A 20881-nucleotide genomic window follows, 5' to 3' on the forward strand; every position below is an offset into this window, starting at 1 on the left:
GAAAACGCATTCATGATCCACATCACCTCTTTTGCTAATCCTAGAATGGCACAAGCCTTTGTTGACTATATGGCTAGCAAAAATATCCACTTAATAATAAAGCCATCACAGGAACAAGCCGTCTTTGAGCTTTGGCTAGAAGATGAGCAATTTCAATCTCAAACCCAGAAAGAATTAGATATTTTTTTACAAGATCCAAATCACCCCCGCTACCTAGAAGCCAGTTGGCACACGGGAAGCGCAGATACCCAGTTTCAATATCGTAACTACCTGACCTGGGGCTACCTTAAAGAACAATCTGGCCCTTTAACTATCGCTGTTATTTTATTGTCGATTGTTGTATATCTTTGGGTAGAAATGACCGATGCCCGAGAAGTTCTACGCTATTTAGCATGGCCTATTGGCGACCAACAAACGGAACTTTGGCGTTGGTTTAGCCCTGCATTGGTGCACTTTTCGCTATCACATATTGGTTTCAACCTTGCGCTATGGTGGTTTCTGGCTGGGCAAGTTGAGCGAAAGCTCGGAACGGGTAAATTATTCACTATCTTACTAGTCTCTGCACTGTTTAGTAACTGGGGGCAGTCGCTGTTTAGTGAAAACAACTTTGGCGGCTTATCTGGTGTCGTCTATGCCCTTGTCAGCTATGTGTGGTTAACGGGTGAACGTCGGCCTGAAAGTGGCATCAGCGTCCCTCGTGGGTTAATGATATTCTCTATTATCTGGCTTTTTTTCGGTTACTTCGATGTTTTAGGTATGCATATTGCGAATGCCGCACATACTTCAGGGTTAATTATCGGCTTATTGATGGGAGTATGGGATAATAGGCACAGTTTTAAACACCAGAGCTCCAGATAAAACATTTTAATAATTAGAGGCTAACGCTGTGAAACAAACCCAGAGACATGATGCAATAGTTGAGCTTGTGCGTCTTCAGGGATATGTCAGTACTGAAGAACTCGTCGAACACTTTGAGGTAAGCCCTCAAACAATCCGTCGGGACCTCAATGACCTCGCTGAACAAAATAAAATTCAGCGGCACCACGGTGGTGCAGCACTGCCTTCAAGTTCCGTGAATGCGGCTTATAATGACCGTAAAATCATGTGGTCAGATGAAAAAGCGCGTATCGCACAACATGTTGCGAGCCAAATTCCTGACGGTGCAACATTGTTTATAGATATTGGTACCACTCCCGAAGCCGTTGCTCACGCATTGGTTAATCACAAAAACCTACGCGTGGTGACCAATAACCTTAATGTCGCCACATTACTGATGCCAAAAGAAGACTTCCGCCTAATTTTAGCGGGGGGTGAAGTTCGCTCAAGAGATGGCGGTATTGTCGGTGAAGCGACCCTCGATTTTATTTCTCAATTTAGGTTAGATTACGGTATTTTGGGTATCAGTGGTATTGATATGGATGGCTCATTACTTGAGTTCGATTACCATGAAGTTCGTACCAAACGCGCGATTATTGAAAACTCACGCTGTGTCATGCTCGTCACCGACCATTCTAAATTTGGTCGTAACGCGATGGTTAATTTGGGCAATATGAACCTGATTGACTACTTATTTACGGATAAACAGCCACCTGACAGCATTCTCAAAGTCATTGAGCAACATAATGTTCAATTAGAGCTTTGTTAATCAAATAATTATCTTAATGATGGTAGCGCCCGCTGCCATCATACTTCTTAGTCTCCTTTCCTATTTTAGTCTCCCCCGCCTTGCCATTGTTTTTTTCTTTTTCGCGCGAAACTCTCTTTTTTTCATTGTAAATAACAATATTTTATGTGTGGGTATTGAAAAAAAATTGTTACCAATATCACGCAGTTGTTATTTTTTTCATTAATAATAGTTGGCATCACTATCTATTTTGACTACAATCAAATGAGCGAAAACGAACATTATTGAAAGTGTTTCGAACATCTCAGGGGGATGCATGGAAACTAAAGACTTGATTGTCATCGGCGGCGGGATCAACGGCGCTGGTATTGCAGCAGATGCTGCAGGTCGTGGATTATCGGTATTACTGCTCGAAGCTCAAGACTTGGCAAGTGCGACTTCATCTGCGAGTTCTAAACTCATTCACGGTGGCTTACGTTATTTAGAGCATTATGAATTTAGATTAGTGAGCGAAGCATTGGCTGAACGTGAAGTGCTATTACGATTAGCACCACATATAGCCTTCCCAATGCGCTTCCGCTTACCTCATCAGCCTCATTTACGTCCAGCTTGGATGATCCGTATTGGCTTATTTTTATATGACCATTTAGGCAAACGTGTCAGCTTGCCAAGCAGTAAAGGTCTGAAATTCAACCAAAACTCTGTACTCAAACCTGAATTAACGAAAGGTTTTGAATATTCCGATTGTTGGGTTGATGATGCGCGTTTAGTTGTGTTAAACGCTCAAGAAGTGGTACGTAAGAATGGTGAGGTTCGTACTCGCACAAAAGTGACACGCGCCTACCGTGAAAACGGCTTATGGGTTGTTGAAGCTCAAGACTTACGTACGGGGGAAACTCATACATGGAAAGCGAAAGGGCTGGTTAATGCCACAGGGCCTTGGGTAAAAGAGTTCTTTGATGATGGCCTGAAATTAAAATCACCTTATGGTATTCGCCTAATCAAAGGTAGCCACATTGTCGTTCCACGCGCACATGATGAACCACAAGCGTACATCTTACAAAATGAAGATAACCGTATTGTATTTGTTATCCCGTGGATGGATGAGTTTTCTATCATCGGTACGACTGACGTAGAATATAAAGGCGACCCGAAAGACGTCAAAATTGATGAAAACGAAGTTAACTATTTACTGAAAGTGTATAACGACCACTTCAAAAAGCAGTTAACCGTGAGTGATATTGTTTGGGATTATTCAGGTGTTCGCCCACTGTGCGACGATGAATCAGACTCACCACAAGCCATTACTCGTGATTACACATTGGATATTCACGATGAACAAGGCCAAGCGCCATTGTTGTCTGTATTTGGTGGTAAATTAACGACTTATCGTAAGTTAGCGGAAGCCGCTGTGAATAAATTAGCGACTTACTATCCAAATGCAGGTAGCCCATGGACCAAAAATGGCCAATTACCGGGTGGTGATATCGAAGGTTGTGACCGTGATGGTTATGCACGCGTGTTGCGTCAACATTATCAATGGCTTCCTGAAGGCTTAGCGCTACGTTTTGCCAGAACCTACGGTAGCAACAGTAAATTAATCCTTGAAGGCGCGAATTCACTCAGCGACCTCGGTGAAGCATTCTCTGCGAATGTCTACGAAGCGGAATTACGTTACTTAGTCAAACATGAATGGGTAACAGAGTTGGATGATGCTATTTGGCGTCGCACTAAATTGGGTATGTGGCTGAATGAAGAAGAAAAGCAGCGCATTGCTCAATGGTTGTCAGAGAATACCTCTGCATAATCGTAAAAATCTCGTTGTTATAAAATCTCGTTGTTAATGGAAAAAGCCAGTCGCTATTATTGACTGGTTTTTTCTATTATTAAATCGTTAGCACGACTTTCAGAAAAAAACCAATCACGATAAGTTGCGTAAATCAATTTAACCTGTTTATAATGTGTGCGAATTTATCGCTCACCCAACTTCGCAGGTACGCCTCACGATGAACTAAGCACTGCCAGAAAATATTTTCCAATACCCTTTTGGTATTCATTTTTCTGTTCCTGGCAGGCAACCGCTTTCATCGACGCTTCTTGATAAGTCAACGACGTTGTCTGTCCTCATTATTTTGGAGGTGCATATGACGATTGCTTGTCACTTTTCACAGCTCAATATTGAATTTAACCAAACCGCCCTTTTTCCTCCGTTAAGCGGGACGCTGTCATGCCAAAAAAATGCCCTAATTGGTCATAATGGCAAAGGAAAATCTGTCTTGATGCGTATTCTTGCTGACCAATTATCCCCTACGCAAGGGAATGTACATTGGAACCTTCCCTTTATCTATGTCGAGCAATTAACGCGACTAACGGGCGAAACACTCGTCGATGCCTTAGGCATGAATGAACTTTATCACGCATTTTCACGCATTGAGGCAGGGAATGGTTCTTTGGCAGATTTTGAACTAACGGAAGATAAATGGCATTTACCTTCCCAATGGCAAAGTTTATTGGATTCAGCAGGACTCGCTATCTCAATGGAAGCCCCCATTGCCCATTTAAGTGGGGGGGAACGTACTCGCCTAGCCCTTTGTCGTGCATTTCTTCATCAAAACCACTTTTTGCTACTTGATGAACCAGATAACCATTTAGATACACAAAGTCGGCAATGGCTCAATCAAAAGCTTACTGAGCATCGAGCTGGTTGTCTCATTATTTCTCACAACAGAACCCTATTAGAAGAAATGGATACCATTTTTGAGTTAACGGAAAAAGGCTTACATGAATATGGGGGAAATTATACGTTATACGATACCCAAAAAAACTTGGAAATCGCTGCAATTGACGCACAAGGTGAACGCTTAGAAAAACGCATTCACCAAGAGAAAAAACAACAGCAAGCCACATTACAAAAAGCCGCTCAACGCAAAAAACAAGGTGAAAAAATTCGCTATGGTGGGTCGCAATCCTTACTGCTGCTTGATATGCAGAAAAATCGTGCGGAGAAAAAGCAATCAAATGTCGCAGAGCGGCACCAACGAGTGATGGATAATCTACAAAACCAGCAACAGGAAAACCAAGAAAGAGCTCGCCATATCAAGCCGCAAAAAATGACGATTAACTATCAAAATGAAGGAAATAAAGTCACAATTTTCGCTTCTGACTTGCGTTTGCTTTACGGTTATTCGTCACCACTCTCATTCACTGTATACAGTGGAGAGCACTGGCATATTCAAGGAGTTAATGGTTGCGGTAAATCAACGCTACTTAAAGTGCTTGCAGGCCTGTTGCCATCATCTTCAGGAGAGTACCGCCTAAGCGGTGAGTTTTGCTATTTAGATCAACACCTCAATTTACTCGATAAAACATTGCCTGTCGCTGAAGCGCTTTATCAATACCAACCTGTATTTACTGTAGAACAGTGGCGCACGCAATTAGGCATGTTGCGGATACGAGGAGATAAGTCATTGTTACCACTACAGCAGCTCAGTGGTGGTGAGCAGCTAAAAGCAACGCTATTGGCACTCACACATAGCCCGAGTCCACCCGCTATTTTATTACTCGACGAGCCCGATAATCATTTAGACTTAGATTCAAAACAACTACTTGAAGCGCTATTGCAGGACTACCAAGGAACACTATTACTGGTTTCCCACGATGACGCGTTTATTGCAAACTGCAATATAACCCACACTCTAAATCTTTCTGATAAATAACCGTATGTTAGGCCACTACTAATATGGAGTGGCCAGATACTTTAATGGATAAACGTATTTTTGACGCGATGTGAAACTAAAAAGTAGGGGATCCATAACACACAATAGAAGCTGCCATTTATGGCTGTAATAATATTTGAGTGATTAATTTCCAATCCAAATATATATGGGAATACAAAACGGGCAACCAATACCATTAAAGTAAATAACACCATGGTGATGATAAATAGCCACTTCGCTTGTTTTTTCCATTTAACTGCGGCGATAAATGTCCAAAGAAACAGTGCAATCAAAACACCATAACCTAGTTGCAAGAGATAGAAACCTGTCGCAAAACCTGGAATATAAAAATCAGAATCCGCTTGAGTTGCCAATGGCCATGCGGTTTGAACTTGTGAAATTTCTTGCAATAACATCATGACTGTTTTGTACAGCATATAAAACAGCCCGATAATTGGTAAAATTAACCAGCCACTAATCCCGTGTAACGGCTTTTTAACCGCTGGTTGAGCCACCGATGATATTATTGCTGGCTCTGTTTGTGTGGTTGATTGCTGAATATCCATTCCGATAACCTTTATTTACTTTTACTTTGCATTTTATCTTCAAGAAATGCTTTGAGTACAATTGCTTGATTATGTTCTGTATTTTTAGCACTGTATAACAGTGTTAAATCACCTTGTTTTGCCTGAGAAACCAACGCCTGCCAAGCCGTTGTGTTATTAAGTTCCTGCTGATATCGTTCGATAAACTGTGCAAACTGATCTGTGTTCTGATGAAACCATTTACGTAGTTCATTAGAAGGTGCAACGTCTTTATTCCAAGAGTCGTGTTGTAAATCTGTTTTTTTTATTCCTCTTGGCCACAGTCTATCAATAAGCACACGGTAGCCATCGTTATCGTCAACAGGGTCATAAACTCGTTTGCATTTAATCATCATTTACCTACCCAATAAAAAATCACAAAATTTCATTTGTTAATTTACAAAGGTATTTTTAACTCGCCTTGAAACTAAAAAATACGGTATCCAAATTGCACAAGCAATTAGTGCCCGAAAAATATCTTTGATATCCGAGGATTCAACTTCTAAATCCAATAAAATACTTGCGAGTATGATATCCGTAACCGTCAAAACTAACGAAAAGATCTGGAAAAAAATATAAATTTTAATTGTGAGTTTTTTCTTTGTAAAAAAGACATAACTTAGAAAAAGCAAGGTCGCGTATAAAATAACGTTACCTAAAACCTCAAAGTAGATGAGCTCTTTAAATAATGGAATAAATGAGCTTGATTGTGGGTCTGTTAATTCAATCCAATATTCAATCACTTGAACATTTTGCTCATAAATAGAAAAAGGCAAAATAATCAAAGACAAAACTATCCCTAACATGGGTAAAATAAGCCATCCACCAATGCCTGTTAATTCTTGCCTTGGTTGTGATGATGGTACCGAAGTGCCATGAGATGAACTGTGACCCTCAGTTTTCATTTACACTTCCTTATTAAATGGATAAATAATATCAGTACAAAATAAATAGCTCTGTACAAGATAACATATCTGCTCTGTAAAAAATGAGTAACTAAATGCGCTAATTCACAATAATATTGTGAATAAAGAAAAATCTGACAAGGCCATCATTATGCAAATATTTACCGCACAGCTAACTCTCCCTACCAATTACCTTTATGGTGATTTTTTTGCCTTTCATCTGAGAGATCAACACAATGTCGCGGAAATAGTGGAAGAAAACACATTACACAAGGGCATAATATGGCAACAACATGCAACAAAAATGACATTGGAGCTTCAAAAGCAACACGCAACGATTTCATTAGCAATTGACTCCCCATCTATCATTATCAATGAACCAGACCTATTAACGCTGGCACAGCATGTACTCGGCTTAAAACAGAATATTGATGAGTTCGAAAAACACCACCTTGAAACTCCAGTACTTGGTCAGCTCATTGGAAAGCAAAGAGGATTAAGGATTTATCAATCTGCCAGCGCATTTGAAGCGTTAGTTTGGGCTATTATAGGCCAACAAATTAGTGTTCATGCGGCTATCGCCATTCGTCGGCGCTTTATTCAAGCTGTGGGAATTCAGCACACTTCAGGTATTTGGTGTTTCCCCAACACTCCACAAATCAAGTTAGTTGATGACGAAACCCTGCGACAAACGGGCTTTTCAAACGGTAAAATTATCGCCCTCAGAGCCCTTTGTGAAGCCATCGAAAATCAACAAATTGATTTATCACAGCAGGTTACTCACTCCAATGCGAATCAAATAACTGAGCAATTATTACAAATCAAAGGTATTGGCCCTTGGACTGTAAGCTATGCTTTACTACGAGGATTCAATTACTTAGATGGCTCATTACATGGGGATGTAGCGGTAAGACGTAATCTACAAACATTGCTCGCGAAATCAGAACAGCCTACCGCCAAAGAAACGGAAAAATGGTTGGAGCAATTCTCCCCATGGCGCGCACTGGTTGCCGCCCATTTGTGGCGTAGTCAGTCAGCCGCAGGATATTGATAAATAAAAAAGCCCAATCCATCTGAATTGGGCTTTCCCGCTATTCACAATAATGACTTAACGTAGCCAGTTTGTTTTCACTAATTGAACGACTTCATCACCGCGACCACTCATAATCGCTTTTAACATATATAGGCTAAAGCCTTTTGCTTCTTGTGCTGCGATTTCTGGCGGCATAGACAGCTCTTGTTTGGCAGTCAAGACATCAACCACCACTGGCCCATCATGGGCAAAAGCTTCTTTTAATGCACCGTCTAGATCTTCACTTTTTTCAACACGAATGCCTTTGATACCCGCGGCATTCGCAATCGCTGCAAAGTTAGGGTTCTGTAAATCCGTTCCCGCTGTCAAGAAACCTGCCACTTTCATTTCCATGGCCACAAAACCAAGTACGCCATTGTTATGAATGATGATTTTTACTGGTAATTGCATTTGGGAAAGAGAGATAAAATCTCCCATTAACATACTGAAACCACCATCGCCACACATTGCAACCACTTGGCGTTTTTTATCAACGGCTTGTGCACCAATAGCCTGTGGCATCGCATTCGCCATTGACCCATGGTTAAAGGAGCCGATTAAGCGGCGCTTACCGTTCATTTTCAAGTAACGGGCTGCCCATACTGTCGGGGTTCCCACGTCACAAGTGAAAATCGCGTCATCGGCGGCTAATTCACTAATTTTTGTTGCAAGATACTGTGGATGTATTAATCCCTCATGACCCGGTTTAGCGAGGTCATCTAACCCTTTTCTAGCCTCTGCATAATGTTTTAAAGCGCCATCAAGGTGTTTTGTATCCTGTTTAGCCTCTAAATGTGGCTGTAATGCATCTAATGTTGCTTTGATATCACCAATCAGGCCCATATCTATATGGCAATGAGAACCCAAACTACCTGCATTAATATCAACCTGAATAATTTTAGCTTCGCTTGGATAGAAAGGACGGTATGGAAATTGTGTTCCTAACAAAACAACTGTATCTGCGTTCATCATCGCGTGGTAACCCGATGAAAATCCTATCAAGCCTGTCATTCCAACACTGTATGGGTTATTCCATTCAATATGTTCTTTACCACGTAACGCATGTACTACCGGTGCTTTTAGTGTTTCTGCTAGCTTAACCACTTCATCGTGAGCGCCTGCGCAGCCATTTCCACAGAATAACGTGATATTCTTAGATTGATTCAGCAGTTCGGCGAGTTTTTCAATTTCACTCCGCTGAGGCATAATAAGTGGCGCTTGTGGCTGATACCATGTTTCTTTCGCTGATTCTGGTGCATCTTTTAGCGCAATATCCCCCGGTATTACGACCACTGATACCCCTTTATTCAAAATTGCTTTACGCATAGCGATGCCAAGGACCTGTGGAATTTGCTCTGGGTTAGAGACCATTTCACAGTAATGGCTGCATTCACGGAATAATTCAGTTGGGTGAGTTTCTTGGAAATAATTACTACCAATTTCGCTGGATGGGATATGAGCAGCAATCGCCAATACGGGTACGCGATTACGGTGGCAATCATACAACCCATTAATAAGATGCATATTTCCTGGCCCGCAAGAGCCTGCACATACGGCTAAATTACCGGTTAGCTGAGCTTCTGAACCCGCAGCAAAGGCAGCCACTTCCTCATGACGAGTTCCTAGCCACTCAATAGCGCCTTGACGACGTAAGCTGTCGGTTAAGCCATTTAACGAGTCTCCTGTAACGCCCCAAATACGTTTAACACCTGCATTATCAAGTACTTTTGCAATATAGGATGCAACACTCTGTTTTTTCATAATGGCACTCTTTTAAGTCGGATGTGATACCCTTGATATCTTGCAGTACAAAATATGAAGGGTATTTTTAGATGCATAACAACATTCAAAATAGAATTTTGTCATACTCGCTTATATCAAACCCAATATCGACAATAGATTGATTGTAACTAAGTAAATTCCTCATTCCTACTCATCAAATTAAATATAAAATAGAACAGCATAATCCACCGTTATTATCAAAAGAAGAGGATAGCAACAAGATAAATAAATAGACGAGTTATTAATAGCTTAAGCAAAACAAGAGCATCGTAAAAGGATGGGGTTATCTTCATATATTCTTCATCGCAACAATACCATTATTTCGACCATATTAAATTGCTAACCTTATATATTTATGACAGGCTAAAACTCACCTATCAAAATGTATTAAATTGATTTTAAACAATTTATTTTTACCCACTCCTTTACTGAGTATCTATTTTTTCAATTATTCAGTTCAATCGTTATATTACTAACACAAAATCCTATCAAAGCATATGTATTAGTATAAAACACCTATATTTTACATTTGTTCGATATTAATGTAGTATTAGTACTGTATTTTTTAACTCAAGGTGGCTTTTTTGCTGTATTTACAACACAAACACTCTCATTATTCTACCCACGACGTACCTATTTTAGCCTGGTATTTCAGCGCGACATAAAAACACTAAAAACTTATCTATTACGTAAACAACGTCTATTCTAAATAATAAGGTTTGATATTTTACCGATGTATGAAAACCCACATCTTAAATGCTGTTGTTTCGGTTATTGAAATTAAAATAAGAGGATGGTTTCATGAGATTCAAGAAGAAAAAAGAAAAACCGTTAAATATTAGTGATATTACTATTATTGATGACGGTAAACTCAAAAAAGCAATTACCGCGGCTTCGCTGGGTAATGCGATGGAATGGTTTGATTTTGGGGTATATGGTTTCTTAGCCTATGTTCTCGGTCAGGTTTTCTTTCCGGACGCATCACCGAGCGTACAGATGATTGCCGCATTAGCCACTTTCTCCGTGCCTTTCTTAGTTAGGCCATTAGGGGGGGTCGTTTTTGGTATCTTAGGTGACAAATACGGCCGTCAAAAAGTCCTTTCGATGACGATTATCATCATGGCAGTCAGTACCTTCTGTATTGGTTTGATTCCATCCTATGAGAGCATCGGTATCTGGGCCCCCATTCTGTTATTAATTGCTAAGTTAGCTCAAGGTTTCTCGGTAGGTGGTGAATATTCTGGTGCAGCAATCTTTGTTGCTGAATACTCACCAGACCGTAAACGTGGCTTTATGGGAAGTTGGTTAGACTTTGGCTCTATCGCCGGTTTTGTCTTAGGTGCGGGTGTCGTAGTACTAATTTCCAGTATCGTTGGGGAAGCTAACTTCCATGATTGGGGCTGGAGAATTCCGTTCTTCTTAGCGTTACCGTTAGGGATCATCGGGTTATATCTACGTCATTCACTGGAAGAAACTCCTGCGTTCCAACAACATGTTGAATCGTTAGAAAAACAAGATAAAGCCAATATTCAAAATCCACCAAAAATCTCAGTACGTGAAGTGGCGACTAAGTATTGGAAAAGCTTGATGATTTGTGTTGGCTTGGTTATCGCAACCAACGTGACTTACTATATGTTGCTGACCTACATGCCAAGTTACTTATCACACAACCTGAATTACTCTACTGACCATGGTGTGCTAATTATTATTGCAATTATGATTGGTATGTTATTTGTTCAACCGATTATCGGTTTAACCAGTGATAAAATTGGTCGTCGCCCATTTGTCATTACCGGTAGCGTAGGGCTGGTTTTATTGGCATACCCTGCGTTTATGTTAATCAACAGTGGTTCTGTTGGCTTAATTTTCCTGGGTTTATTGATTTTAGCGGTGCTGTTGAACTGTTTTACAGGGGTTATGGCATCTATTTTACCCGCGATTTTCCCAACTCATATTCGTTACAGTGCGTTAGCTATTGCCTTTAATATTTCAGTATTAATTGCCGGTGCGACACCGACTGTTGCGGCATGGTTGGTCGAATCAACTACTGACTTATACATGCCAGCGTATTACTTAATCGTGATTGCTTTAATTGGTTTATATACGGGTATCAGAATGCCAGAAACGGCGAATAAACCATTACGCGGGGCAACACCTGCTGCATCAGATAAAGCCGAGGCAAAAGAAATTCTTAGCGAGCACTTTGACAATATTGAGCAGAAAGTTGAAGATATTGACCAACAAATTGCTGAGCTTGAGAAAAAACGCCAATCCTTAATCAATCAGCATCCTAAATTAGATTAAATATGAAAGGGCCGTTTACCGGCCCTTTCAGGTTGTTGACAAAGCGGGATAAAAGCGTGGTTTTTCCCGCTTTGTGTTATCAGCCGAAATTCAATAAATTGATTTTCCTAGTTTATTTTCAAAACCTATTGTTTTGATTCCAACAAAACATCAACCAAGGAGGGAGGTAATGGCAGCCAAACACGTTTGTCATCTTATCTGGTTTCGCAATGATCTGCGGGTCACCGATAACAAAGCGCTTTCCTCCGCCTGTGCAGACCCAGATGCGAAAGTCATTGCCCTTTTTACTGCAACCCCTAAGCAGTGGCAACAACATGATATGGCTGAGCGACAAATCTCATTCATTCACCAAAACCTTGCTGAACTGCAAAATTCACTCGCTGAGCTTGGTATTCCACTGGTTTGTCAAACTGTGGCTAATTTTGCCGACGCAGCACAATGGGTACTCGATTACGCAAAGACACAGCAAGCGGATGCCTTGTTTTTTAATCGGCAATATGAGTGGAACGAAAAACAACGAGACGAGTGGTTAATCAATCAACCTCATGGGTTGCATATCCATGCTTTCGATGACTATTTATTACTACCACCCGGCTCCGTGACGACTCAAAAAGGGGAGATGTATCAAGTTTATACTCCCTTTCGCCGAGCCTTCCTCACCCAACTTACCGTGACAGATTGCCGTTCACTACGAGCCCCAGAAAAACGAGCTGCCCCTATCAACATTGATAGGGCTTCACCGTTATTTCCGCATCAGCCAATTGAAGACTTCCAGCAATTTCCTGCCGGTGAAAAATCGGCTTTAACGCGACTCAGGCAGTTTTGTTCCCAGAAAGTCGGCGATTATCAAAATGATAGAGATATTCCCTCTATTGATGGTACCAGCCAATTATCACCTTACCTCGCGGTGGGGGTCCTATCCCCTCGCCAATGCTTCAACCGATTACAAGCAGAGAACCCCCAAGTGTTAGATCACCCTGATAGTGGGGCGTTCACGTGGTTAAATGAGTTAGTCTGGCGTGAATTTTATTCACATCTTTTAGTCGCATTTCCACGCCTAAGCCGCCACCAACCATTTATTGAATGGACACAACATATTCACTGGAATGATTCTTCGACCGATTTTGCAGCATGGAAAACAGGACAAACGGGTTATCCTATTGTGGACGCGGCTATGCGCCAACTGAATACAACGGGCTGGATGCATAACCGTCTACGAATGATTGTGGCCAGTTTTTTAGTCAAAGACTTACTGATTGATTGGCGCAAAGGTGAAAAATACTTTATGAGCCAACTGCTTGATGGCAGCTTAGCCGCGAACAACGGCGGTTGGCAGTGGTCAGCCTCAACAGGCGTTGATGCCTCTCCTTGGTTTCGTATCTTTAACCCAACCACTCAAGGGAAGAAGTTTGACGTACAAGGGGCTTTTATTCGCCACTGGCTGCCCGAATTGCAGCAAGTGCCCGACAAATATATTCATACACCACATGAATGGGCTGTAACCAGCAACACAGCGCTTAATTACCCAGAACCCATTGTTGACCATAAACAAGCTCGGTTAGCGACTCTAGCTGCATTTGAGACGGGTAAACGTAATAGTTTGAAGCAATAAGTCGTTTGAAATACGATGAATAGCAAAGTTATTATTTACTTTAAGGGTTACTATAGCGCCTCAATCATAAGGAGCAGATATGAGCGTTATTTTACAAGTTGATTTTCCGTATCAGGGGCCATGGGGTGATGAAATGATATCCGCAATGAATGATTTGGCGGAATCAATTAACCAAGAGCCGGGCTTTATTTGGAAGATTTGGACTGAAAACCCACAAACGCAAATGGCAGGTGGTGTGTATCTGTTTGCTTCAGAAACTGATGCACAAACTTATCTCACCAAGCACAGTGCACGATTAAAATCCTTTGGTATTCCTGATGTTCGCGGTGCGATTTTTGCAGTAAATAACGCGCTTAGCCAATTGAACCAAGCGCAGTTTTTAGCACAATAATTTTTATCACAACAATTTTTAGCGCAATAAATAGTTATTGGCACTGAAATTCAAACAACATCACATCTGAGGTAAATGAGCCATCGGCTTGTACTGCAAAGTGGCTTTTTACCTCATCACTTAATGTTCCTTGGTAGTGGCGGATAGCCTCGACGAATGGCTGTGGTGTCCGCATCCGTTCAACCCAACTGGTAAATTCCAATGCTAAACGGAAACTTTGCACCCGACGAACAAATAGCCCCGCACTGTTAAACATGCCAGACCATTCTCCAGCAGAATAATCACGAATATGTGAGGTATCCCGAAGCACTTCGACCGTTTGTAAGTAAATATCCAATAATGGATGTCCCGGTGATACCACATCAATAAAAATGCCTTTTCCACCCGGTTTGAGCACTCGGCGCACCTCACGTAGCGCTTGTTCCACATCGTGCCAATGGTGTGCTGAGTAACGGCTAATCACTCGGTCAAAACAGTGCTCACCAAACGGTAGAAACTCCGCGGTACCTTTGCAGGTGGTGATATTATTTAATTCACGTTCTTGTGCATTGTTAGCCACAACATTGAGCATTGAGTCGGACAAATCATAAGCCGTCACTGACTTCACTAACGGTGCTGCATGAAAGCTGACATGCCCTGCACCACAGCCAAGGTCAAGCACGTCTTCATCCTGACAACCTTGTAGCAATTGTTGCAAAACAAGTAGGTCTTCACCTTGTGCATGAACTTGGCTGGTTAAATACGAATTGGCTTGCTGGTCAAATTGTTGATAAACCGCTTGGTGGTGCGTTTTCATCTTTGTTTCCCTACATTCTGTTGCTGGTCACTCATCACAACAGAAAATGATTGAAAAAGCACCTATTAGCTCAATAATTAATTCGCTCCGTATAATGATTAATGAAAATCACCAACACGACGCTCCACCAGCGTTAAAATACTGTACAACGCCACAACGGTGTCATCCTGATTAAACACTTGCACGTCCCATTCAACAACGCCATTTGGCTTATCTTCAGCGAGTTTTTGCGTTTTTTTGATCTTTTTCTTGCACGTTAGGCGAACTTGTATGGTGTCACCGATTTTCACAGGTTCAATAAAACGCAAACTTTCCATACCATAATTGGCGATCACGGGCCCAACCCCTGCATCAACAAATAGCCCCGCTGCGGCTGAAACGACAAAATAGCCGTGCGCAATTCGTTCACCAAATAACGACTGTGCCGCACCAATTTTATCAACGTGAACATAAAAATTATCACCGCTGAGACAGGCAAAATTAGCAATATCTGCTTCTGTAACGGTACGCCTTGCGGTCAGTAACGTGTCGCCAATTGCTAAGTCTTCAAAATGTTTGCGGAATGGATGAACCACATCAGCGATGGTATCTGCACCGCGGATCCATTGCTTAGTAATTGCCGTTAGCATAGAAGGGCTACCTTGAATAGCCGTACGCTGCATATAGTGTTTGACTGCTCTCAACCCGCCGAGCTCTTCGCCACCACCTGCTCGGCCTGGACCGCCGTGTACCAGTAACGGAAGCGGTGAACCATGGCCTGTGGACTCCGCGGCTGATGCTTCATTTAAAATCAACATTCTCCCATGTGCCCGCGCACCGGCACGAATGACCGCTTGTGCGATTTGTGCGTCAGCAGTGACTAACGTCCCCGCAAGGCTTCCTCCGCCTAAAATCGCTAACTGCACCGCTTGTTCGATATCGTCATAGATCATTAATGTGGCGACGGGACCAAAAGCTTCAATTTCGTGTACCGCTGTAGATTTAAAAGGCTCTGCACAATACAACAGCGTTGGCGGATAGAACGCCCCGTGTTGGCTATCTCCCCCAATAACATCCAGCTTTTCAAATTGCCCACCACATAGGACATCACAGCCATGATCACATAAATAATTCACTTTCTCTTGTACATCTTGGCGCTGCTCTAAGTTAATCAATGCCCCCATTCTGACCCCTTCAATTGCAGGGTCACCCACTGTTGTAGCGGATAAGCGTTTCAATAATGCCTGCTTTACATTTTCGAGCTGTTTCTTCGGCACGATAATACGACGGATCGCTGTACATTTTTGGCCCGCTTTCGCGGTCATTTCTCGAGTGACTTCTTTAATAAATAAAGCAAATTCAGGCTGATCTGGCTGGACGTCATCACCTAAAATGGCACAGTTTAATGAGTCCGCTTCCATCGTGAAAGGGACTGATTTAGCCGTGATACGTGGATGCGATTTCAGCTTTTGCCCTGTACTCGCCGACCCCGTAAAAGTCACAACATCTTCAAAATCAAGGTGTTCAAACATATCGCCAACACCACCGCAAACCAGTTGTATTGCGCCATCAGGCACTAAACCGCTATCAACCATTAGCTTCACCATCGCCTGTGTTAACTGTGCTGAGGCGGTTGCGGGTTTGATAATAGCAGGCATGCCAGCAAGCCATGTGGGTGCCAATTTTTCTAACATTCCCCAACAAGGGAAGTTAAATGCATTAATGTGCAGGGCAACGCCACGGCGAGATGTTAAAATATGATGGCCAATAAATTGCCCTTGCTTTGATAACGGGATCATTTCATCTTCTGGCCAAATAGTGTCATCCGGTAGCTCACGGTTAGCGAGCCCCGAATAAGAAAATAGTGTGGCAATTCCCCCTTCGATATCCACCCAGCTATCCGCTTTAGTTGCACCAGTTTGTGCCGAAATCGCATATAACTGGGCTTTATGTTCCAGTAGGTATTTTGCGAGTGCCTTGAGCATCTGCCCACGTTGCTGGAATGTCATCGCCGACAATATTTCGCCTCCTACTTGGCGACCATACTGCAAGCTTTCTGCTAGCGGCAACCCTTCTGTCGTCACTGTATATAAAGTTTCATTCGTTAGCGCATGGTGAATTTTTCGCCCTTCGCCCTCACCTTGTACCCATTTGCCCATAATGTAACTTGTTAAATGCTGCATATTCCTCTCCAGAAATAAAAACATCAATTCAAATTAGATAACAAATATGTATCATAAAAATAAGCATAGAAGCTAATTTAAATTTAACAAATTAAGAACAATTTTATATGAAATGCCTATTTCCATTAAAACCACACAAAACATAATAATTTTAATTAATTGTTTTTATTGTAATTTACTTTATTGATTGTGAAGCCACTCGCAAAACAAGGTTAATAAACATTGATCTTTTTGTTAACACTTCCTAGCATTAATGTTAAATATATATGATTCATTATTTTCATATAAATAAACATTAGCGAATCATTTAATGGAAAAATCAATGAGCGAGCAAAATCAGGCTAACTTCGAAGCCAAAATCGAAGCCGATATTTCCATCGAGCCCAAGGATTGGATGCCCGATGCGTATCGGCAAAACCTTATCCGCCAAATTGGTCAACATGCCCATTCAGAAGTCGTCGGCATGCTACCAGAAGCGAATTGGCTTACACGAGCACCGACATTGCGTCGTAAAGCAATTTTACTGGCCAAAATTCAAGATGAAGCAGGCCATGGTTTATACCTGTATAGCGCAGCCGAAACTCTCGGTTGCTCTCGTCAAGATATCTACCAAAAGTTACTTGATGAAAAAATGAAATATTCCTCCATTTTTAACTACCCGACATTAAGTTGGGCTGATGTAGGCGTGGTTGGATGGCTTGTCGATGGTGCGGCAATTGTGAACCAAGTAGCACTGTGCCGTGCCTCATATGGTCCCTATGCCAGAGCGATGGTGAAAATCTGTAAAGAAGAAAGTTTTCACCAACGCCAGGGTTATGAAGCTGTGATGGCGCTTGCACAAGGCTCCGATGAGCAAAAAGCCATGCTGCAAGATGCGATAAACCGCTTTTGGTGGCCCGTTCTCACGATGTTCGGTCCAAATGATTCGGACTCCCCGCACAGCGCTCAAAGCATGGCTTGGAAAATTAAGCGCTTCAGTAATGATGAGCTGCGGCAAAAATTTGTTGATAACACCGTTCCGCAAGTGGAAGCGTTAGGTATGACGATCCCTGACCCTGATCTGGTTTGGGATGAAGACCTTGGCCATTACCGTTTTGGCGAAATCGACTGGGAAGAGTTTTATCAGGTGATTAAAGGCAATGGCATTTGTAATCACGAACGCCTTAGTGCAAAGCGCAAAGGGTGGGAAGACGGCGCATGGGTACGTGAAGGTGCAATGGCACATAGTCGCAAGCAAAAATCCGTTAAAACAGCGGCTTAATCACTGACCATTTTACAAAAAGGAAAACACCATGAGCAATCAAGATTGGCCTTTATATGAAGTTTTTGTCCGTAGTAAGCAAGGGCTTGCGCATCGCCATGTTGGCAGTTTACATGCTGCTGATGACCAAATGGCGCTGGAAAATGCCCGCGATGCGTATACAAGGCGCAGTGAAGGCTGCTCAATTTGGGTGGTGAAGGCCGCACATTTAATTGCCTCACAGCCTGAAGATAAAAGTACGTTCTTCGACCCTGCGGATACCAAGGTCTATCGTCACCCAACCTTCTATACCATCCCTGATGGTATCAAGAATATGTAAGGAGCTTGCCATGAACCAACAACAACAGCTCCACGATTACACATTACGACTTGGCGATACCCCCTTAATTTTAGCGCAGCGCCTGTGCGAATGGTGCGGCCATGCCCCTGAGCTCGAAATTGACCTTGCGTTATCCAATATCGGCTTAGATTTGCTAGGGCAAGCGCGTAACTTTTTAAACTATGCCGCGCAATTAAAAGGGCCTGAATGCGATGAAGACACCCTTGCCTTCTTGCGCGATGAACGAGAGTTCAGCAATTTATTATTGGTTGAACAACCCAACAATGGCTTTGATGACACTTTAGTGCGCCAATTTTTTATGGATGCATATCATGTTCCATTATATGAAGCGCTAATTCATAGCCGTGATGAACAACTGTCTGCCATTGCTGAGAAGTCCCTCAAAGAAGCCGTTTATCACTTGCGTTTTAGCCGTGGCTGGATGGTCCGTTTAGGGGATGGCAGTGAAGAAAGCCATCAACGAATCCAACGTTCAGTCAATGAGTTATGGCGTTTTACTGGCGAACTTTTCCATGCTGATGACGTTGAAATCGCACTTAGCGAATTAGGCATCGCTGTTGACCCACGTTCTTTACAAGCCGCATGGTTAAACACCATTAACGAAACATTCACTGAAGCGACCCTCACTGTGCCAGAGAAAAAAGCGTATCGCTTAGGCGGCAAGCAAGGCAGCCATACTGAGCACTTGGGCTTGTTATTAACGCAATTGCAGTTTGTGCAACGTGCTTATCCGAACTGCCAGTGGTGATGTTATGGAACAGAGACTGCAACATCGCGAGCTTCAATCGCCCCAGGTTCACCAGATCTGGCAGCAGCTCCACCAAATACCCGATCCTGAACTACCCGCACTCTCTATTACTGATCTTGGCATGATCCGCAACGTGCTGCCGGCAGCTCAGGGCTGGAAAGTTATTTTTACACCTACCTATTCAGGTTGCCCAGCAACTGAATTTTTAATCAATGAAATCAAAACTGTTCTCGGTAATGCCGGTTTTCCAAATATCGACATCGAAATTCTGTTAACACCCGCTTGGACAACGGATTGGATGAACCAAGATGCGAAAAGACGCTTGCGTGAATTTGGTATCGCACCTCCGCAAGGTACGTCCTGCGAGCACCCAGAACACAAAGGCGCGGTTCGTTGCCCACGTTGTGACAGCGAACAGACCGAAAAAATTAGTGAATTTGGTTCCACTGCATGTAAGGCATTGTATCGATGCACTGAATGCTTAGAACCGTTTGATTACTTTAAATGTATTTAGGGGCACCCATATGACTGTATTTCATCGTTTAAGTATCGCTGCCATTGAACGTGACACCCCTGATGCTGTCGCCATTACTTTTAATGTACCCGATACATTACGAGAGCAATATCATTACCGCCCAGGGCAACACCTGACATTAAAAGCCTCTATCAATGGCGAAAACCTACGCCGCTGTTATTCCATTTGCAGCTCACCGGATGAAAACACGCTAAAAATTGGAGTAAAAGCGATTTACGAAGGGCGTTTCTCTAATTTCGTTAACCAAGAGTTACGAGTTGGCGATAGCCTTGATGTGATGGTTCCACAGGGGCAATTTGGTTACCAACCCGTAGCAGATACCCATGCACATTACCTTGCCGTCGCTGCTGGCTCTGGGATCACGCCATTGCTCTCCATCATTAAAGCCACATTACAAACTGAGCCAAAAAGCAGTTTTGTACTGATTTATGGTAATCGAAATAGCCGCTCAGTGATGTTTAAAGAGAGCATTTCAGACCTAAAAAATCGTTTTGCAACACGCTTCCAAGTTCTCTACCTGTTCAGCCAAGAACAGCAAGATAGCGAGCTACTCAGCGGTAGAATTAACCAACAACAACTCAGAGCCTTAAATAACACCTTATTGAATTTTAAGCAATTTGACCGAGCATTTATTTGTGGGCCCGACAGCATGATGAATGAGGTTCACGACACTTTAGTCGGTTATGGCATGCCTAAAGAATATGTTCACACCGAGCGCTTCAATACTTCAGGCACTAAATTCAAACCCGTAACCGCCATGACTAGCGAAACACGCAAAGTCAGTATTCACCTCGATGGTAGAACCATGGACATCGCCATGGATAGCCAAGACGACAGTATTTTGGATGCCGCACTGCGCCAAGGCGCGGATTTACCCTATGCCTGTAAAGGCGGCGTTTGCGCAACCTGCAAATGTAAATTGCGTTCTGGTGAAGTGGAAATGGGGGTCAATTACAGCCTTGAGCCCGACCAAATCGCGGCTGGGTACATTCTTAGCTGCCAAGCGTGGCCAAAAGGCGATGGCGTTGTTTTAGACTTTGACGTGTAGG

General features: G+C 42.6%; 18 protein-coding genes and 1 pseudogene. 13 read left to right on the forward strand and 6 right to left on the reverse strand.

The window, feature by feature from the left end; all coding sequences use genetic code 11:
* Nucleotides 1-12: 12 nt before the first annotated feature.
* From glpG to PR683_RS13975, 4 genes are all read left to right on the forward strand, one after another.
* Nucleotides 13-858: a rhomboid family intramembrane serine protease GlpG gene (gene glpG / locus PR683_RS13960; protein WP_004266132.1), complete on the forward strand. Its 846-nt coding sequence runs from the start codon at nucleotides 13-15 to the stop codon at nucleotides 856-858.
* Between the two features lie 28 nt (nucleotides 859-886).
* A complete protein-coding gene (locus tag PR683_RS13965) occupies nucleotides 887-1645 on the forward strand; it encodes a DeoR/GlpR family transcriptional regulator (RefSeq protein WP_004262881.1) in 759 nt (252 codons plus the stop codon).
* A 295-nt stretch (nucleotides 1646-1940) separates the two neighbouring features.
* On the forward strand, nucleotides 1941-3431 hold the full coding sequence (gene glpD / locus PR683_RS13970; RefSeq protein ID WP_117162932.1) for a glycerol-3-phosphate dehydrogenase: 1491 nt from the start codon (nucleotides 1941-1943) through the stop codon (nucleotides 3429-3431).
* A 337-nt stretch (nucleotides 3432-3768) separates the two neighbouring features.
* Entirely contained in the window at nucleotides 3769-5340 is a 1572-nt protein-coding gene (locus PR683_RS13975) for an ATP-binding cassette domain-containing protein (RefSeq protein ID WP_123382642.1), read from the forward strand.
* Between the two features lie 41 nt (nucleotides 5341-5381).
* Here PR683_RS13975 and PR683_RS13980 read toward each other — a convergent pair whose 3' ends face one another.
* From PR683_RS13980 to PR683_RS13990, 3 genes are read right to left on the reverse strand one after another with little or no spacing between them, the layout of a single operon-like run.
* On the reverse strand, nucleotides 5382-5906 hold the full coding sequence (locus tag PR683_RS13980) for a DUF2569 family protein (RefSeq protein ID WP_004266135.1): 525 nt from the start codon (nucleotides 5904-5906) through the stop codon (nucleotides 5382-5384).
* Between the two features lie 11 nt (nucleotides 5907-5917).
* Entirely contained in the window at nucleotides 5918-6277 is a 360-nt protein-coding gene (locus tag PR683_RS13985) for a DUF488 domain-containing protein (protein ID WP_042851696.1), read from the reverse strand.
* A gap of 39 nt (nucleotides 6278-6316) precedes the next feature.
* A complete protein-coding gene (locus PR683_RS13990) occupies nucleotides 6317-6829 on the reverse strand; it encodes a DUF2569 domain-containing protein (protein ID WP_004266137.1) in 513 nt (170 codons plus the stop codon).
* Between the two features lie 151 nt (nucleotides 6830-6980).
* Between PR683_RS13990 and PR683_RS13995 the strand changes: the two genes are divergently transcribed.
* Nucleotides 6981-7880, forward strand: coding sequence for a DNA-3-methyladenine glycosylase family protein (locus PR683_RS13995; protein ID WP_272517697.1), 900 nt, complete (start codon nucleotides 6981-6983; stop codon nucleotides 7878-7880).
* Nucleotides 7881-7937: 57 nt separating this feature from the next.
* Here the strand turns inward: PR683_RS13995 and poxB are convergent, their stop codons facing one another.
* Entirely contained in the window at nucleotides 7938-9662 is a 1725-nt protein-coding gene (poxB, locus tag PR683_RS14000; RefSeq protein ID WP_109912383.1) for a ubiquinone-dependent pyruvate dehydrogenase, read from the reverse strand.
* Between the two features lie 822 nt (nucleotides 9663-10484).
* Here poxB and proP point away from each other — a divergent pair.
* From proP to PR683_RS14015, 3 genes are all read left to right on the forward strand, one after another.
* Nucleotides 10485-11987: a glycine betaine/L-proline transporter ProP gene (gene proP, locus PR683_RS14005; RefSeq protein ID WP_110731474.1), complete on the forward strand. Its 1503-nt coding sequence runs from the start codon at nucleotides 10485-10487 to the stop codon at nucleotides 11985-11987.
* 169 nt (nucleotides 11988-12156) lie between these two features.
* Complete coding sequence (gene phrB, locus PR683_RS14010; protein ID WP_110731475.1) at nucleotides 12157-13599, forward strand: deoxyribodipyrimidine photo-lyase; 1443 nt, start codon at nucleotides 12157-12159, stop codon at nucleotides 13597-13599.
* Between the two features lie 79 nt (nucleotides 13600-13678).
* Complete coding sequence (locus tag PR683_RS14015; RefSeq protein WP_004266141.1) at nucleotides 13679-13990, forward strand: monooxygenase; 312 nt, start codon at nucleotides 13679-13681, stop codon at nucleotides 13988-13990.
* A 34-nt stretch (nucleotides 13991-14024) separates the two neighbouring features.
* On the opposite strand, the pseudogene PR683_RS14020 reads toward PR683_RS14015, so the two are convergent.
* Nucleotides 14025-14795 (reverse strand): annotated as a pseudogene (locus PR683_RS14020) (class I SAM-dependent methyltransferase); the annotation flags it as partial.
* A gap of 89 nt (nucleotides 14796-14884) precedes the next feature.
* The gene (paaZ, locus tag PR683_RS14025; protein WP_209102355.1) at nucleotides 14885-16948 is read right to left on the reverse strand and encodes a phenylacetic acid degradation bifunctional protein PaaZ; all 2064 of its coding nucleotides are present in this window, start codon (nucleotides 16946-16948) and stop codon (nucleotides 14885-14887) included.
* 322 nt (nucleotides 16949-17270) lie between these two features.
* Between paaZ and paaA the strand changes: the two genes are divergently transcribed.
* From paaA to paaE, 5 genes are read left to right on the forward strand one after another with little or no spacing between them, the layout of a single operon-like run.
* On the forward strand, nucleotides 17271-18209 hold the full coding sequence (gene paaA / locus PR683_RS14030; protein WP_004266144.1) for a 1,2-phenylacetyl-CoA epoxidase subunit PaaA: 939 nt from the start codon (nucleotides 17271-17273) through the stop codon (nucleotides 18207-18209).
* 31 nt (nucleotides 18210-18240) lie between these two features.
* Nucleotides 18241-18528, forward strand: coding sequence for a 1,2-phenylacetyl-CoA epoxidase subunit PaaB (gene paaB / locus PR683_RS14035; RefSeq protein WP_004262911.1), 288 nt, complete (start codon nucleotides 18241-18243; stop codon nucleotides 18526-18528).
* Nucleotides 18529-18538: 10 nt separating this feature from the next.
* Nucleotides 18539-19297, forward strand: a complete 759-nt coding sequence (paaC, locus tag PR683_RS14040; RefSeq protein WP_004266145.1) for a 1,2-phenylacetyl-CoA epoxidase subunit PaaC — start codon at nucleotides 18539-18541, stop codon at nucleotides 19295-19297.
* A 4-nt stretch (nucleotides 19298-19301) separates the two neighbouring features.
* Complete coding sequence (gene paaD, locus PR683_RS14045) at nucleotides 19302-19811, forward strand: 1,2-phenylacetyl-CoA epoxidase subunit PaaD (protein ID WP_109912376.1); 510 nt, start codon at nucleotides 19302-19304, stop codon at nucleotides 19809-19811.
* Nucleotides 19812-19821: 10 nt separating this feature from the next.
* Nucleotides 19822-20880, forward strand: a complete 1059-nt coding sequence (gene paaE / locus PR683_RS14050) for a 1,2-phenylacetyl-CoA epoxidase subunit PaaE (protein ID WP_109912375.1) — start codon at nucleotides 19822-19824, stop codon at nucleotides 20878-20880.
* The last annotated feature ends 1 nt before the right edge of the window (nucleotide 20881 follow it).

Source organism: Providencia sp. PROV269 (genome assembly GCF_028477785.1).
GTDB classification, from domain to species: Bacteria; Pseudomonadota; Gammaproteobacteria; order Enterobacterales; family Enterobacteriaceae; genus Providencia; species Providencia rettgeri.